Source organism: Aeromonas sp. QDB11, assembly GCF_027705265.1.
GTDB classification, from domain to species: domain Bacteria; phylum Pseudomonadota; class Gammaproteobacteria; order Enterobacterales; family Aeromonadaceae; genus Aeromonas; species Aeromonas allosaccharophila.
Genome location: NZ_JAPDBM010000052.1, coordinates 1 through 15,409, shown reverse-complemented (window position 1 = coordinate 15,409; position 15,409 = coordinate 1). Strand labels below are relative to the sequence as shown.

15 protein-coding genes are annotated in these 15,409 nt (G+C 60.1%); 4 read left to right on the top strand and 11 right to left on the bottom strand.

Annotated elements, in window-relative coordinates:
• Window positions 1-93: 93 nt before the first annotated feature.
• Window positions 94-522, bottom strand: a complete 429-nt coding sequence (locus tag OKC40_RS16305) for a GNAT family N-acetyltransferase (RefSeq protein WP_270795973.1) — start codon at window positions 520-522, stop codon at window positions 94-96.
• A gap of 179 nt (window positions 523-701) precedes the next feature.
• Between OKC40_RS16305 and rdgC the strand changes: the two genes are divergently transcribed.
• The gene (rdgC, locus tag OKC40_RS16300) at window positions 702-1,613 is read left to right on the top strand and encodes a recombination-associated protein RdgC (RefSeq protein ID WP_058054337.1); all 912 of its coding nucleotides are present in this window, start codon (window positions 702-704) and stop codon (window positions 1,611-1,613) included.
• 280 nt (window positions 1,614-1,893) lie between these two features.
• Here rdgC and OKC40_RS16295 read toward each other — a convergent pair whose 3' ends face one another.
• Together OKC40_RS16295 and OKC40_RS16290 are read right to left on the bottom strand one after the other, a co-directional pair.
• Entirely contained in the window at window positions 1,894-2,364 is a 471-nt protein-coding gene (locus OKC40_RS16295; protein WP_182970645.1) for an FKBP-type peptidyl-prolyl cis-trans isomerase, read from the bottom strand.
• A gap of 174 nt (window positions 2,365-2,538) precedes the next feature.
• Window positions 2,539-3,687 (bottom strand): Na/Pi cotransporter family protein, encoded by a 1,149-nt coding sequence (locus tag OKC40_RS16290; protein WP_270795971.1) that lies wholly within the window; start codon window positions 3,685-3,687, stop codon window positions 2,539-2,541.
• Window positions 3,688-3,946: 259 nt separating this feature from the next.
• On the opposite strand from OKC40_RS16290, the gene OKC40_RS16285 reads away from it, so the two are divergent.
• Window positions 3,947-4,330, top strand: a complete 384-nt coding sequence (locus OKC40_RS16285) for a hypothetical protein (protein ID WP_182970646.1) — start codon at window positions 3,947-3,949, stop codon at window positions 4,328-4,330.
• A 140-nt stretch (window positions 4,331-4,470) separates the two neighbouring features.
• Here OKC40_RS16285 and OKC40_RS16280 read toward each other — a convergent pair whose 3' ends face one another.
• The 5 genes from OKC40_RS16280 to OKC40_RS16260 all read right to left on the bottom strand — a co-directional run bounded on the left by OKC40_RS16280 (window position 4,471) and on the right by OKC40_RS16260 (window position 11,321).
• Window positions 4,471-5,817, bottom strand: coding sequence for an APC family permease (locus tag OKC40_RS16280; protein WP_042063535.1), 1,347 nt, complete (start codon window positions 5,815-5,817; stop codon window positions 4,471-4,473).
• Window positions 5,817-5,957 carry a hypothetical protein gene (locus OKC40_RS16275; protein WP_005338239.1) on the bottom strand — a complete coding sequence of 47 codons (141 nt, stop codon included), beginning with the start codon at window positions 5,955-5,957 and terminating at the stop codon, window positions 5,817-5,819. The genes OKC40_RS16280 and OKC40_RS16275 overlap by 1 nt, the downstream gene beginning before the upstream one ends.
• Window positions 5,958-6,606: 649 nt before the next feature.
• The gene (locus OKC40_RS16270; RefSeq protein ID WP_182970647.1) at window positions 6,607-7,956 is read right to left on the bottom strand and encodes an APC family permease; all 1,350 of its coding nucleotides are present in this window, start codon (window positions 7,954-7,956) and stop codon (window positions 6,607-6,609) included.
• Between the two features lie 366 nt (window positions 7,957-8,322).
• Complete coding sequence (gene gabT, locus OKC40_RS16265; RefSeq protein ID WP_201933792.1) at window positions 8,323-9,612, bottom strand: 4-aminobutyrate--2-oxoglutarate transaminase; 1,290 nt, start codon at window positions 9,610-9,612, stop codon at window positions 8,323-8,325.
• 245 nt (window positions 9,613-9,857) lie between these two features.
• Window positions 9,858-11,321 (bottom strand): NAD-dependent succinate-semialdehyde dehydrogenase, encoded by a 1,464-nt coding sequence (locus OKC40_RS16260; protein ID WP_201933791.1) that lies wholly within the window; start codon window positions 11,319-11,321, stop codon window positions 9,858-9,860.
• Window positions 11,322-11,737: 416 nt separating this feature from the next.
• Here OKC40_RS16260 and puuR point away from each other — a divergent pair, with 416 nt between their 5' ends.
• Both puuR and OKC40_RS16250 read left to right on the top strand, forming a co-directional pair.
• Window positions 11,738-12,340, top strand: a complete 603-nt coding sequence (gene puuR, locus OKC40_RS16255) for an HTH-type transcriptional regulator PuuR (protein ID WP_201933790.1) — start codon at window positions 11,738-11,740, stop codon at window positions 12,338-12,340.
• 45 nt (window positions 12,341-12,385) lie between these two features.
• Window positions 12,386-13,663: an NAD(P)/FAD-dependent oxidoreductase gene (locus OKC40_RS16250; RefSeq protein ID WP_201933789.1), complete on the top strand. Its 1,278-nt coding sequence runs from the start codon at window positions 12,386-12,388 to the stop codon at window positions 13,661-13,663.
• A 127-nt stretch (window positions 13,664-13,790) separates the two neighbouring features.
• Here OKC40_RS16250 and OKC40_RS16245 read toward each other — a convergent pair whose 3' ends face one another.
• The 3 genes from OKC40_RS16245 to OKC40_RS16235 form a co-directional block, all read right to left on the bottom strand.
• Window positions 13,791-14,039: a DUF3297 family protein gene (locus OKC40_RS16245; RefSeq protein WP_005338226.1), complete on the bottom strand. Its 249-nt coding sequence runs from the start codon at window positions 14,037-14,039 to the stop codon at window positions 13,791-13,793.
• Window positions 14,040-14,151: 112 nt separating this feature from the next.
• Window positions 14,152-14,580 carry an N-acetyltransferase gene (locus OKC40_RS16240; RefSeq protein ID WP_201933786.1) on the bottom strand — a complete coding sequence of 143 codons (429 nt, stop codon included), beginning with the start codon at window positions 14,578-14,580 and terminating at the stop codon, window positions 14,152-14,154.
• 137 nt (window positions 14,581-14,717) lie between these two features.
• A complete protein-coding gene (locus OKC40_RS16235) occupies window positions 14,718-15,029 on the bottom strand; it encodes a putative quinol monooxygenase (protein ID WP_201933783.1) in 312 nt (103 codons plus the stop codon).
• Window positions 15,030-15,409 lie beyond the last annotated feature (380 nt).

The window sequence follows — 15,409 nt, the reverse complement described above, 5'->3', positions numbered from 1 at the left end:
CCCGGTTGCAGGGACGGTGCCTGTGGCACCCGATGAGGACAAGATGAGGATGCCCCGTGCTTTTTTCAAGTAAAACAGGGGGCTGGCATCGATTCAGGCTGGTTCGCAGCACATCCGGTATTGGGGGTGGCCGGTGAGGGGATCGGACTCCTCGGCCTCAATAACGAAGCCGTGGCGGCGGTAGAAGCGCACTGCCTGGGAGTTTTCCACGAAGACTCTGGCATGGAGCGACGCACCCTGACGCTTGGCCTCCTGCAGCAGGGCGTGGCCGACGCCGCGGCCCTGACGGTCGGGGCGCACGAACAGGGCGGCGAGATAGTTATCTACCAGCGCCATAAAACCGAGCAGATCGCCGCGCTCCTCGAACACCCAGATGGCGGCGCGATCGAGATAGCGGGTACGCAGATCCTCCTGGGCCTGCCACCAGCAGGAGGCATCGACGAAATCGTGGGCCTGCAGGGAGGCCAGCAGCCAGATTTCAACGACCTCTTCCATGTCTTCCGGGCGACTTGGCCGTAACATAATTTCATCCTTGTTAACAACTGGCACTCTCGCAGTCTAGGGGAACTTGGCAAGGGCTCAGGTGTTATAAATGAGACCCTGTGAGGTCGATCGCCCTTTATTTAGCGAGAATGATTGGCTGATCACAAAGCGCCTCTCTAGTACAATGCCCGCCGGACAATCTAGAGACCGAGGACGCCATGTGGTTTAAAAACCTGCAGATTTATCGCTTTACCCGCCCCTTTGACCTGACCGTGGATCAGCTGGAAACCCAGCTGGAAGCCTGTGCCTTCACCCCTTGCGGCAGTCAGGACATCTCCCGTTTCGGGTGGGTCAAGCCCCTTGGCAAATTCGGCTCAACCCTGACCCACTCTGCCTCCGGCCACATCCTCATTTGCGCCCGCAAAGAGGAGAAGATGCTGCCCGGTAGCGTGGTCAAGGAGATGCTGGCCGAGAAGGTAGAAGCGATCGAGTTCGAACAGGGACGCGCCCTCAAGAAGAAAGAGAAGGAAGCGCTGAAAGAGGAGATCCTCCACACCCTGCTGCCCCGTGCCTTTAGTCGTACCAGCCAGACCTTCGCCTGGATCAATCCGGCCGACAATTTAATGGTGGTGGACGCAGGTTCTGCCAAGAAGGCGGACGATCTGCTGGCGCTGTTGCGCAAATCCATCGGCTCCCTGCCGGTGGTGCCGGTGGCCCTCAAGAACCCGCCCGAGATCACCATGACCGAGTGGTTGAACGAGGGCAATCTGCCCGCTTCCTTCACTCTGGAAGACGAAGCCGAGCTGCGCAGTGCCATGGAGCACGGCGGCATCATCCGCTGCAAACAGCAGGATCTGATGACCGACGAGATCAAAAACCACTTGGCCAACGACAAGCTGGTGACCAAGCTGGCCCTCAACTGGGGCGAGACTGTCAGCTTCGTGCTGGGGGATGATCTCTCCATCAAGCGCCTGAAATTCAGCGAAGAGCTGCGCGAACAGAACGACGACGTCACCAGCGAAGATCCGGCCGCCCGTCTGGATGCCGACTTCGCGCTGGTCACCTCCGAGCTGGCCCAGTTTATCCCGGCGCTGTTTGCCGCCCTGGGTGGCGAGGAGCAGTCCATCTAACCGGACTTGCGCCTGTTTGGCCTCTGCCATCCCATCGTAAAAACCGCCTTCGGGCGGTTTTTTTGTGGGCAACAGATGGGCGGGTGGCCGTTATGCAGAAAGGGATGGGGGCAAGGAAGGCTGCAAAAAGAGAGGGCCGACAAGTGATTTGTCGGCCCTTTCAGGTTTAGTCAGGCTGTTTTGAAATGAGCCACGCGCTGTTACTGAATGCCCGGCAGCTCCACATCAAAAATCAGCACGAAGGCTTAGTGGGATATTGCCACAGGGGCGTTCTGCGCGGTTACTGGATACCCAACAACTCTACGTCGAAGATCAGCACCGATCCCGGCGGGATTTTGCCCGCGGCGCGGTCGCCGTAGGCGAGGTTGGCGGGGATGTAGAAACGGGTCTTCTCACCTTCCACCATCAGCTGTACCCCTTCGGTCCAGCCAGCGATCACCTGATTGAGACCAAACTCGATGGGCTCGCCACGAGCGACCGAGCTGTCAAAGACGGTACCGTCCAGCAGCTTGCCCTCGTAGTGCACCTTCACCTTGCTGGTGGCGGTGGGATGAACGGTGCCGGTGCCCGGGGTCAGCACTTCGTACTGCAGGCCGGAGGCGGTAGTGGTCACCAGCGGCTTCTCCTTGTTGCTGGCGAGGAACTCGGCGCCAATCCGCACGTTCTCAACAGCCTGTTTTTTGCTGTTGCTGCTGGAGTAGAAGTAGTAGGCCACACCGGCAATGAGCAGCGCGATCAGTATGAATTTCATCGGTTTTTCCTGTTCCATGAAATGTAAAAAGTGCAATGAGGGCGCCATCTTATCGCGCACCGCTCCTGATGGCGAGCCACAGGGCGGGAGGATGTGAGCGGGCAGGCAAAGCCCGGCGACGTAGACGCAAAAAGGGGCGAGTCGGTGACTCGCCCCTTGTCATGGCGGCGGCGCTTACTTGGCGGCCACCATCATCAGGGCGGGCAGGGCGAAGAAGAGACCCGCCACATAACCCAGTGCCAGCAGCTTGTTCTCGCTGCCTACCCGGGCCAGCCCCTCTGCGGCGCGCACCGGCAGGTCACGCAGCAAGGGGATGCCATAGATGAGCACCACGGCGAAGACGTTGAACAGCACGTGGACCAGCGCAATGGTCATGGCCAGCTGGGCACCGGCTCCGCTGATGGCGGTGGCAGCGAGCAGGGCGGTGATGGTGGTGCCGATATTTGCCCCCAGGGTGAAGGGGTAGAGCTGACGAGTGCTGAACACGCCGCCACCGGCCAGCGGGATCATCAGGCTGGTGGTGGTGGAGGAGGACTGCACCATGATGGTCACCAATGCACCCGAGGTGATGCCGGTCAGCGGGCCACGGCTCAGCGCCTTGTGCAGCAGCTCTTTGGCGCGGCCGACCAGTACCTGTTGCAGCACTTTGCCGAGCCAGGTGACGCAGGCGAGGATCAGCAGGATACCGATGACGATGGTGGCGATGGCGGCACCCTTGCCCGGCAGGAAGGCGACGGCGCTATCGATCAGCTGCTGGGCCGGTGCGGTCAGCGGCTTCATGAAATCCATGCCCTTCATCGACATGTCGGCGGAGCCCACCAGCAGGTTGGCCAGCCACTCGGCGCTGTGTTGCAGCAGGCCGAACATCAGCTCCAGCGGCAGGAAGATAAACACCGCCAGCAGGTTGAAGAAGTCGTGCACGGTGGCGGCGGCGAAGGCGCGGCGGAACTCGGATCTGTCACGGATATGACCCATGGAGACGATGGTGTTGGTGATGGTGGTGCCGAGGTTGGCCCCCATTACCATGGGGATGGCCATGCCGATGGGCAGGCCGCCCGCCACCAGACCGACGATCACCGAGGTGACGGTGCTGGAGGATTGCACCAGCGCGGTAGCGAGAATGCCGAGCAGCAGGGCGACAAAGGGGTTGTTGGCAAAGGCGAAGATCCGGGCTGCACCCTCGGCGCCGCCGGAGAAATCTTTGAAGCCGTGGGAGATGGCGGCCACGGCGACCAGGATCAGGTAGACCAGTACGATGACACTCATCCAGTTGAACAGGGCGCGGGTCGCGGGCGGCTGTGACAAGGAGTGATGGTGTTGCATAAAGCCTCTTGGGACGGTCGTTCCGTCTTGGGTAGTTGATGACCCGCGCATTTAATCAGTGGTAAATGACAGAAATATGACAAAGTGACACTTTTGTGATGGTTTGATGACTGCGGTTTTTCGGGGCCGGTTCGACAAGAGGTGACGGATCAGGCCGATAATCTGGCGGCCAGGTGACTATCGACACAATAAGGCTTGTGATCCTCGGGCGGGACGCTATGCTGCGGCGTTTCTTTTGAGTCGTGGAGTAATAAGCGTGATGCGAGCATGGGTTATCTCTCTTTCCCTCGGGTTGTTGTCAGTCGGTGTGCAGGCCAAGTCAGTGCTGCAGCCGGAGTGCAATCTGGACAAGGCGCTGAAGAACGAGGCGATGGGTGCCTCCGTCGGGGTCAAGGGTCGTTGTGATACCGAGATGCTGATGCGTCAGCAGAAAGAGAAGGCGAAGGACGAGCTGAAAAATGGCACCGCCGATCTGCGCGACAAGGCGAGCGACAGCGTGCAGGGCGTCCGCGATGATGTCAACGCGACCCAGCGCAAGGCCGACAAGGCTGAAGATCAGCTGAAAAAAGCCCACAAGGATGTCAAAGCGGTGGCCAATGATCCGCTTAAGGCGGCTGCGACCGCGGTGATCAATAACGGTTGATGAGTCAGCCTTCCGGCTTGCTGCCGGGGGGCGGCGGCAAGGGCCGCCAGCGGGTCATCGACAATCGGCGATATAGCGCCGGTGAAATAGCAGAAGGGGAGCCATGGCTCCCCTTCTGTGTATCCGTTATCCGCAGAGGATCAGGCGTCAGCCGCTTCCTCGTACTGACGGAACGGGATACGGAACACCGCCAGACGCAGGAACAGATAGGTCACGCCGAGGCCAGCCCAGATCAGGCCCAGCTCCAGCGAGCTCTGCTCCAGGTTGATCCACAGGGCACCGATGGTGGCGGCGCCGAGCAGCGGCATCAACAGGTAGATGAGGTGATCCTTGAGGGTCTTGTTGCGCTTCTCGCGCACCCAGAACTGACCGATCACCGACAGGTTGACGAAGCTGAACGCCACCAGCGCCCCGAAGTTGACCAGCGCCAGCGCGGTATCCAGATCAAACGACACGGCGGAGAGGGCCAGACCGCCCACCATCAGCACGTTGATGGCCGGGGTGCGGTATTTCGGGTGGATGTAGCCAAACACCCGCTCCGGGATCATCCGGTCACGTCCCATCACGTAGAGGATGCGCGAGACACCGGCGTGAGCCGCCATGCCGGAGGCCAGCACTGCAACGGTGGTGCAGACCAGTACCACGGACTGGAAGAAGGTGCCGCCAACGTAGAGCGCGATCTCCGGCAGTACCGCATCCGGATGCTGGAAGCGGGAGAGGCTCGGGAAGTAGAGCTGCAGGCAGTAAGAGACCACCACGAAGATGACGCCACCGATGAGGGCCGTCAGCACGATCGCCTTGGGGATCACCTTGCCGGCGTTTGGAGTCTCTTCGGAGAGGGAGCTCAGACCGTCAAAGCCGAGGAACGAGAAGCAGAGGATGGTCGCACCGGTAAAGAGCGGCACCATCTGGGCAGAGTCGAAGTGGAACGGACGGCTGCTCATCAGGGTGCCCGCGCCTTCACCGTGGTAGATGCCCCACGCCATCAGGCCGATAAAGAGGGTGATGATGGCGAGCTGGATCACCACGATCAGACCGTTGAAGTTGGCCACCAGATTGATGCCGCGCAGGTTCAGGAAGGTCATCACGGTCACCAGACCGAAGATGAACACCCAGGGCTCGACGCCCGGGAACATGGCGGTCAGGTAGATCTTGGCCAGGAGGATGTTGATCATCGGCATGAACATGTAGTCGAGCAGGGATGACCAGCCGACCATGAAACCGACGTAGGGGTTGAACACCTTCTGGGCATAGGTATAGGCGGAGCCCGCAGAGGGGAACTTGCGTACCAGATGACCGTAGCTGAAGGCGGTGAGCAGGATGCCACCCAGAGCCAGCAGATAGGCGGTGGCGACCCGGCCTTCGGTGATGTCACCGACGATGGCGAAGGTGTCGAAGACAGCCATGGGGGTCAGATAGGCCAGACCCATCACAATCACTTGTGTCAGGGTAAGGGTCTTGAGCAGCTTGGCGTTTTGCGATGCCATTACGCTTTCTCCTCAATCAGTGCCGCAGCACGTGCTTGCAACGAGCGCAGGGATACGATGGATTCGCAAGCCTGTACATCAAGGGCGCCGGGGAGGCGCATACCGGGCTGTACCGGCAGGAAAGCATTAAAACGCCCCATTGTTATCCTCTCAACGTCGGGAGATTGTTTGGCAATCTCGAATATCACTTCCGGAAACGTTCCGGCCTCTTGTGGTGGGTTTGTACTGCACTTCAAAATAGAAAAACCGATGTCGCAGTGAACATCGGTCCTTTATTGGCGGCGTATTGTGCATTCGGTCAGCCCCCTTGACAAGCAATAATGGCCGAAAAACCGCATTTTTTTTGCATAACCGGGTGGCAGGTAAGTGGTCACTCGCCCCCTGCGGCTCGTCCCGGGCCTCCCCCCCTTTTTCGGGGGGGTAAACGTCCCCTTCCGTTGCGTATGAAAAAACGGCAAATCTGCGCTGCAGGGTGCATAAAGCCTCAACATTGATCCTGATCATATTTGCCATGGCCTGCCCGTGAGCGGGTCATGCCATGTTATCGGCTGACGGGTGAGATAGAGGGGGACGTGGAGGGAAATATTGCCTGCATATCCATTCACTTTAATGACTATGCTCATGGCGCAGTTTGGCCACGGCCGTGGCATGGCGAACTATGCGGGTGGGTAGTTATTTGAAATCAGTCACACTTCTCGCAAAAACTGCACTTCGGGAAACCCGCGCACCGCAGAAACAACAAGGAGCCCGCAGGCTCCTTGGTTGTTTATCGGAGGAGGGTGCCAGCGATTACTGGGCGATCTCCACCTTGTCGGCAGTATGCAGCGGGATGCGGAATACGGTGAGGCGCAGGAACAGGTAGATGGCCCCCAGCGCCGCCCAGATCAGCCCCAGCTCGAAGGAGGAGGGCTCGAGGTTGAGCCACAGTACCCCGATGCAGGCGGCGCCACAGAGCGGCAGCAGCAGATACATCAGGTGATCCTTGAGACACTTGTTGCGACCGAGCTTCACATAGAAGTGGGCAATCACCGCCAGATTGACGAAGGTGAAGGCCACCAGAGCGCCGAAGTTGATCAGCGCCAGCGCCATCTCCAGATCCAGCGACACCGCAGAGAGGGCCAGCAGGCCGACCAGCAACACGTTGAACGCCGGAGTCTGCCACTTCGGATGGATGTAACCGAAGAAGCGGGCGGGCAGGGCGCGATCACGACCCATCACGTAGAGCAGGCGCGATACACCGGCGTGGGAGGCGAGCCCCGAGGCCAGCACTGCCACAGTAGTGCAGACCAGTACCACCGCCTGGAACAGCTTGCCGCCGACATAGAGGGCGATCTCCGGCAGTACCGCATCCGGATGCTGGAAGCGAGAGATGTCCGGGAAGTAGAGCTGCAGGAAGTAGGAGGTGGTGACAAACAGCACGCCGCCGATCAGCGCCGTCAGCACGATGGCGCGGGGGATCACCCGATCCGCGTCCGGGGTCTCTTCCGACAGGGTACTGATGGCGTCAAAGCCGAGGAACGACAGACAGAGGATGGAGGCCCCCATCAGCAGCGGCGACACCTGGATCTGCCCGGAGAAGAAGGGACGGCTGCTCGCCACGGTGCCCAGCCCCTCACCGTTGTGAACGCCCCAGGCGATCAGTCCGATGAAGATGGCGATGATGCTGAACTGCATCACCACAATCAGGCTGTTGAAGTTGGCCACCAGCTTGATGCCGCGCAGGTTGAGGGCGGTCATCACCACCGCCAGACCGAAGATATAGGTCCAGGGCTCTACCTCAGGGAACAGGGCGCCCAGATAGATCTTGGCCAGCAGCATGTTGATCATCGGCATGAACATGTAGTCGAGCAGGGAGGTCCAGCCCACCATAAAGCCGACATAGGGGTGAAACACCTTTTGGGCATAGGTATAGGCGGAGCCGGCTGACGGGAACTTGCGCACCAGATGGCCGTAGCTCAGGGCAGTGAACAGCATGCCGATCAGGGCAAACAGGTAGGCGGTCGGCACATGGCCTTCGGTGATCTCGGTGACGATGCCGAAGGTGTCGAACACCGCCATGGGGGTGAGGTACGCCAGTCCCATAACCACGACTTGCCACAGCTTGAGGGTCTTTTTCAGACCAACCTGTTGGGCCGCCATTATGCATGTTCCTCATGCAGTGCCAGAGTGGCACGGTCCATCAACGAAACCGGGAGAGAGGCCCGGGAATCAAGGGCGCCAGGGCGGCGCACACCGGCCATGGCCGGTTGGAAAGCATTGAGATGCCCCATGTTGTTCCTCACAGAATGTGGTGTCGGGAGATTGCTGCCAATCTCGCTATCTTTTCCGGGGGTGATCCGGCCTCGTTTATGGGTTTGTTCACTGGTTAAAAAAGAACCGATGCCATTGTTTTACATCGGTTCTTTCAGTGGCGGCGCATTGTGCATTTGCAGGGCCCCCTTGACAAGAAAAAAAGGGGGCAAAATTGCATTTATTTGCACAGGTGAGCGGTCACTTTCCTGCTGGTCAGGCCAGCACGGCCTCCAGTGATTTTTCAAGGAGTTGCAGCCCCTCGTCAATCACTGCCGCAGGGGCAGTCAGGGGGGCGAGAAAACGGATGACATTTGCGCGCACCCCGCATGAGAGCAGGACCAGACCGCGCTTGCCCGCCTCGGCCACCAGTCGTTTGGTGAGGTCGGGATCGGGCTGGCTGGCATCGCGCTGTTTCACCAGCTCCATGGCCACCATGGCACCGGGGCCGCGAATTTGACCTATGCAGTCAAAACGCTCGGCTATGCGTTCCAGCCCTGCCTTGATCTGCTCGCCCTGATCCAGCGCTTTCTGGTTGAGTTTTTCCTCATCGATCACCTGCAATACCGCCAGTGCCGCGGCGCAGGCGATGGGGGATCCCGCATAGGTGCCACCCAGGCCGCCCGGCTTGGCCGAGTTCATGATCTCCGCCTTGCCCACCACGGCGGAGAGGGGGAAGCCCCCCGCCAGACTCTTGGCCAGGGTCATGATGTCGGGTTCAACCCCCGAATACTCGGTGGCGAAGGTCTTGCCGGTGCGGCAGAAACCGCTCTGGATCTCGTCGCAAATCAGCAGAATGCCGTGCTGGTCGCAGACGCTGCGCAGTTTTTGCATAAAGCTCGGGGAGGCGGGATAGAAGCCCCCTTCACCCTGCACCGGTTCGATGATGATGGCGGCCACGCGACTCGGCTCGATATCGGCGCTGAAGCAGAGGTCGAGGGCGTGCAGGGCATCCTCTTCACTCACCCCGAGATAGTCGGCGGGGAAGGGGATGTGGTAGACCTCCCCCGGGAAGGGGCCAAAGCCGGTCTTGTAGGGCACCACTTTGCCGGTGAGCGCCATCCCCATCATGGTGCGGCCGTGAAAGCCCCCCTTGAAGGCGATGGTGCCGCTACGGCCGGTGTGGGCACGGGCAATCTTGATGGCGTTCTCGACCGCCTCGGCGCCAGTGGAGAGAAACAGGGTGCGCTTCGGCGTCGGGCCGGGCACCAGGGCGTTGAGCTTTTCTGCCAGCTCGATATAGCCGGGATAGGGGGTGACCTGGAAGCAGGTGTGGCTGAATTTTTCCAGCTGTTCACGCACTGCCGCCAACACTTTGGGGTGGTTGTGGCCGGTGTTGAGCACGGCGATGCCGGAGGCAAAGTCGATATAGCGGTTGCCCTCCACATCCCACAGCTCGGCATTTTGCGCCCGGTCGATAAAGACCGGCAGCAGGGTGCCGACGCCGTTGACCACGGCCGCTTCGCGGCGCGCTTGCCACGCCTTGTTTGATTCTGACTGACTCATCTTTCCTCCCTGAGGGGCCGCAGCCCCGATATTCCCTGAACATGTGGCGGGCGATCTGGCGCCCATTGCCGCCGATCGGTGCAGATCGGCAGCCTGTGGTTTGCTCTGCAGCAGCCCTCTTGAGGTGAACAGTGGGCCACATTTAGCCCCCTGCCGCCTAGGGTGAGCTGCTGCATCTATCTATCAAAGCGATGGATTGAGTGGCCAAGGCATCTGTGAATGGGATGCCTTGGCTCTCTGCTGCCCTAGCGAATGGCGCCAAAGCAGAGGTATTTGGTCTCCAGATACTCCTCCAGCCCCTCGGCGGCCCCTTCCCGGCCCAGACCCGACTCCTTGATGCCACCAAAGGGGGCCAGCTCGGTTGAGATGATCCCCTCGTTGATGCCGACCATGCCGTATTCCAGCTGCTCGGCCACCCGCCACACCCGGGCGATGTCGCGGCCATAGAAGTAGGCGGCGAGCCCGTAGGGGGTGTCGTTGGCAATGGCGATGGCCTCGGCTTCGGTCTCGAAGCGCACCAGCGGCGCGACCGGGCCGAAGATCTCCTCCTGCAGGATGGGGTTGGTTTTAGCCACCTTGCCCAAAATGGTGGGTTGGTAGAAGAGGGGGCCGGCGGGATGGGCTTCGCCCCCCAGCAGCAGCTCGGCACCGGCGGCGACCGATTGCTGCACCAGTTCGGCCACCTTGCTGGCGGCGGCGGGGTTGATCAGCGGGCCAATCTGGGTGCCCTCTGCCATGCCATCCCCCACCTTGAAGGCACTGACGGCAGCGGTCAGTTTCTCGGCAAAGGCGTCGTAGACGCTGGCCTGCACCAGAATGCGGTTGGCGCAGACGCAGGTCTGCCCGGCGTTGCGGTATTTGGAGGCGAGCGCCCCGGCCACCGCGGCATCGAGGTCGGCGTCGTCAAAGACGATAAAGGGGGCGTTGCCACCCAGCTCCAGCGACAGCTTTTTCATTGTGTCGGCGCACTGGCGCATCAGCAGCTTGCCGATGCGGGTGGAGCCGGTGAAGGAGAGCTTGCGCACAGTCGGGTTGTTGCACAGCTCGTTGCCCACCGCGCTCGCCTGATGGCTGGTGACGATGTTGATGACCCCGGCGGGGATCCCTGCCTGCTCGGCAAGCAGCGCCAGTGCCAGCGCGCAGAGCGGGGTCTCGGCGGCGGGCTTGATGACGATGGTGCAACCGGCGGCCAGCGCCGGGCCCGCCTTGCGGGTGATCATGGCAATCGGGAAGTTCCACGGGGTGATGGCGGCGACGACCCCGACCGGCTGCTTGATGGTGGCCAGCCGGCGATCACCGCTAAAGCCCGGGATGGTGCGGCCATAGGCGCGTTTGCCCTCCTCGGCGAACCACTGGATAAAGCTGGCGCCGTAGGCCACCTCGCCCTTGGCTTCCGCCAGCGGCTTGCCCTGCTCGCAGGTCATGATGCGGGCCAGCTCGTCGCTGTGGGCGGTGATGGCGGCAAACCAGGCGTAGAGCTTGTTGCTGCGCTCTTTGGCGGTCAGCGCGGCCCAGGCGGGTTGCGCCGCGTGGGCCGCCGCGATGGCGCGGCGGGTATCCTCGGCATCCATGTCGGGCACCTGGGTAATGACGGCGCCGCTGGCGGGGTTGGTGACCTCGAAGGTGCGGCCGCTGGCGGCATGGCACCACTGTCCATCTATATAGGCGCGGGATGTGATCAAGCTGGAGTGAGATGTTGTTCCTGACATGAGAAGCCTCGAGTGTGGGTCAGAGCAGCTGGTTGCCGGAGTGAGCCGACCCTTCCTGCGCCGCTGCCGTATAAAATAATAAGCACAGGAAGACCATAATTTGAGCTGAAATGTTTTTCAAGTGTTAAATATATTTGAATTGCCGGGGGGCGTCATGCTAGAAAATGGGCTGTGTAGCGCGTTTTTCCCCGTTCGCTTGCTGGCTGCAAGTGGGCAAGCGACCGGGAGACGGTAAATCAGGTGTGCAAAATAATGAACGGTTGCGCTGTGTAACATAGTGAACGGCAAGGGAAAGCTGGTCGGCTATTTTAACCAGTAGGGTAAACAGGCCACGCGTGATCCGAGGCGATCACGCGCGAGCAGGGGAGGCTGATGATGCAAGGATGCAGAGATAGCGCAGCAAGAGGGGGCTTGCCATGAGCGGGCCACAGAGCAGGGAGAGCGTGGCCCGTGGGCTGGGTGCGGCAGACGCTGGGGCGCACACCATGGGGGAACGATTGGCGGCGGTGCGCCATCAGCTGGGGCTCTCCCAGCGGCGAGCGGCCGAGCTGAGCGGCCTGACCCACGGCGCCATCTGCATGATCGAGCAGGACAAGGTGAGCCCCTCGGTCGCTTCCCTGCAAAAGCTGCTCACCATCTACGGCCTGCCGCTGTCGCGCTTCTTCGCCGAGGAGGAGAGCCGCACTCCGGAGGTGGTGATCAAGGCTGATCAGCTGATCGAGCTGGGCAGTCAGGGGGTCTCCCTCAAGCTGGTGCACAACGGCAACAACCGTCGCCAGCTCGGCTTTATGCTGGAGACCTATCCCCCCGGCACCGACACCGGAGGTCAGGTGACCCATCAGGGGGAAGAGGTCGGCACTGTGCTGGAGGGGTCGGTGATCCTGACGGTGGCGGGCCAGAGTTATCAGCTGGAGGCGGGCGACAGCTATGTGATCGACACCGGCGAGCCCCACAGCTTCAGCAATCCGTCGGGGGAGACCTGTCGCATCGTCAGCGCCCACACCCCGGCCAGTTTTTAATCCAGGCAGTAGTTTGGCAACCGAACCGGTAAGGAAACAGGGATCATGACCGAACATGTAAACAGTTACTACGCAGCCAGCGCCAATAAACACGCGCCCTACCCGACATTGACCGAGCAGCTGGAGTGTGACGTCTGCGTCATCGGGGCAGGTTATACCGGCCTCTCCAGCGCCCTGCATCTGGTGGAGAAGGGCTACAAGGTGGTGGTGCTGGAGGCGGCCCGGGTCGGCTTTGGCGCCAGCGGCCGCAACGGCGGCCAGATCGTCAACTCCTACAGCCGCGACATCGACACCATAGAAGCGAACTGCCCGCCGGATCAGGCCAGGCTGCTCGGTTCCATGTTGTTTGAGGGGGGCCAGATTATCCGCGAGCGGATCAAGCGCTACAACATCCAGTGCGATCTGCAGGAGGGGGGCGTCTTTGCCGCCGAGACCGAGAAGCAGCTGCACGAGCTCAAATCCCAATACGCCCGCTGGCAGAAGTGGGGCAACGACCAGCTGGAGCTGCTCGATGCCAAGGGGGTGCGCGAGGTGGTCGCGAGCGATCGCTACGTCGGCGCCCTGCTCGACAAGAGCGGCGGCCACATTCATCCCCTCAATCTGGCGTTGGGGGAGGCCGAAGCGATCCGCATGCAGGGGGGGCAGATCTTCGAGCAGTCCGCCGTCACCAGCATCACCCCGGGGCAGCCGGCACTGATCAAGACCGCCAAGGGGGCGGTGAAGGCGCGCTTTGTGGTGGTGGCGGGCAACGCCTACCTCGGCAATTTGGTACCCGAGCTGGCGGGCAAGAGCATGCCCTGCGGCACGCAAGTGATCGCCACCGAAGTGCTGGGGGAGGAGCGGGCCCGTTCACTGTTGCCGCAAAACTACTGTCTGGAGGATTGCAACTACCTGCTCGACTACTACCGCACCTCCGGCGATCACCGGCTGCTCTATGGCGGCGGCGTGGTCTATGGCGCGCGGGATCCGGCGGATATCGAGCGGCTGATCATCCCCAAGATGCTGAAAACTTTCCCGCAACTGGCGGGGGTCAAGGTGGAGTACACCTGGACCGGCAACTTCCTGCTCACCCTGTCGCGGCTGCCGCAATTTGGTCGCATCGGCCCCAACATCTACTACATGCAGGGCTACAGCGGCCACGGCGTCACCTGCACCCATCTGGCGGGCAAGCTGCTCTCCGAGGTGCTGAGCGGTCAGGCGGAGCGCTTCGATGCCTTTGCCAAACTGCCGCACTACCCTTTCCCGGGTGGTCGGCTGTTCCGTATCCCCTTCACCGCCGCGGGCGCCGCCTGGTATACCCTGCGCGACCGGTTGGGGGTATAAGGGCCGCCCGGCGAGAGATGCGTGCTGGTGCTTGCCGCTCTGCGAGCGCAGATGCCAGCAGCAATGCCGGAAACAACGAGGCCACCGCGAGGGTGGCCTTGTTGTTTATCAAACTGCAGTGCGCGGTTTAGCTGTAGAAAGCTTCAACGGTGCCCTTGAGCTTGATCAGGATGGGCTGACCACGGCGATCCAGCGCCTTGGGGGAGGGGATCTTCACCCAACCTTCGCTGATGCAGTACTCCTCGACATCGGTGCGCTCTTTGCCGTTCAGGCGAATACCGATCGGGTGCTCGAAGCAGGCAGCCACATAGTGAGGGCTGCGGGGATTGCAGGAGAGGTGATCCGGCAGAGCCGGTTTGGTGCTGGTATCGCTCATCGATATAACCCGAAATGAATAAAAAGTGGGTCATTGTAGAGAATGCCGCCATGGCATTCAAGGCAGCCAAAAAACAGGTAAAGAGCGCTCGCCATCGCTATGGGCGCTCCGCTTATCCCCGTTGCCAATGCATCACCAGCTCGGGGCGGCCGCTATGCGCGCACAACTGCTGCTCACCCTCTTTGAAACCGTTGCGGCAATAGAAGCGCCGCGCCTGCTTATTCTCGGCGTAGACCGTCAACTCGAGCCGGTCATAGTGTGCCTTGAGGTGATCGAGCAGTCGGCGACCCAGCCCGTGTGACTGATAGCCAGGGGAGATAAACAGTGCGGCGACAGACCCCTGATACCAGGAGATAAAGCCCAGCAGCTGACCATCCTCCTCATAGACCCAGCTCTTGCTGGCGGGCAGGTAAATATCCCTCATCGCCGCCCGTTGCTCGAGCCAAAAAGCGGCGGGAATAAAGTCGTGGGCTTGCGCCGATGCCTGATACCAGAGCTCGACGGCGGCATCCAGATCGGCTGTTAATAATGGGCGGATCATAGTGGCCTTAATAACAAAGAGTGGAAGTAACGTAGGCTCGATGAGCGCAGCGTAATCGGCATTCGCGGTAGCGAGAGGAGGAAGAGTGCTGCGCGCCACCCGGTTCGCCACCTTGGCCAAAACGGCAAGGCTGTGATTTATGTAATCTGTGTCGCCGTCATGCCGGTTACCGTACTTTCTGTCACTGTATAAAAGCGCTCGACATTGACGGTTATATCTCCCCAGCGGGAAGATTTGACTCTGGCCTGATGCGCTTGAAAAGCCGCCTCATCAACAAAATCTTCGTAGACATCGAAGCGGCAGGGATTGAGAGGATCTTGGTTCACCTTAAAGATCAGACAGCCGGTTTCAGATCGGGTTAACTGGATATGGTTATCAAGTTCATCCTTGACCGCAGCCAAATCGTTGGGGGGGACGATAATAAATCCTTTTAATATTACTCTGCTCATTATTCACCTTGAAGGTTGAGAGGCGCCATTATTTCATGTTGAATATTTTATTAGCATTCATTTCGGCAAACTGTCCTGATAAAGTCTGCGCCAAACTTTGTTAAAGTAAGTTCTTTTCTCTCTAGTCTTGTTGATGTTTGCTTGTCTTTTATAATTGTATTTTTCAGCGTTTGAATGTCATTTATTAAATCCACCATTACTCTTGGATAGTCTTCAATTCTACGAGGGACAGAGTAATGTTTTTTCCCCACAAACTTTACTAGGGAAGGTGCGAATAAGCGGGGAAATTCTTCTCGGCTGACTCAGTCATTTCATTTCTTCATGTTTGAGCCGATTTTTTCTCCCGTAAATGCCTTGAATCAGCCTATTTAGACCGTTTC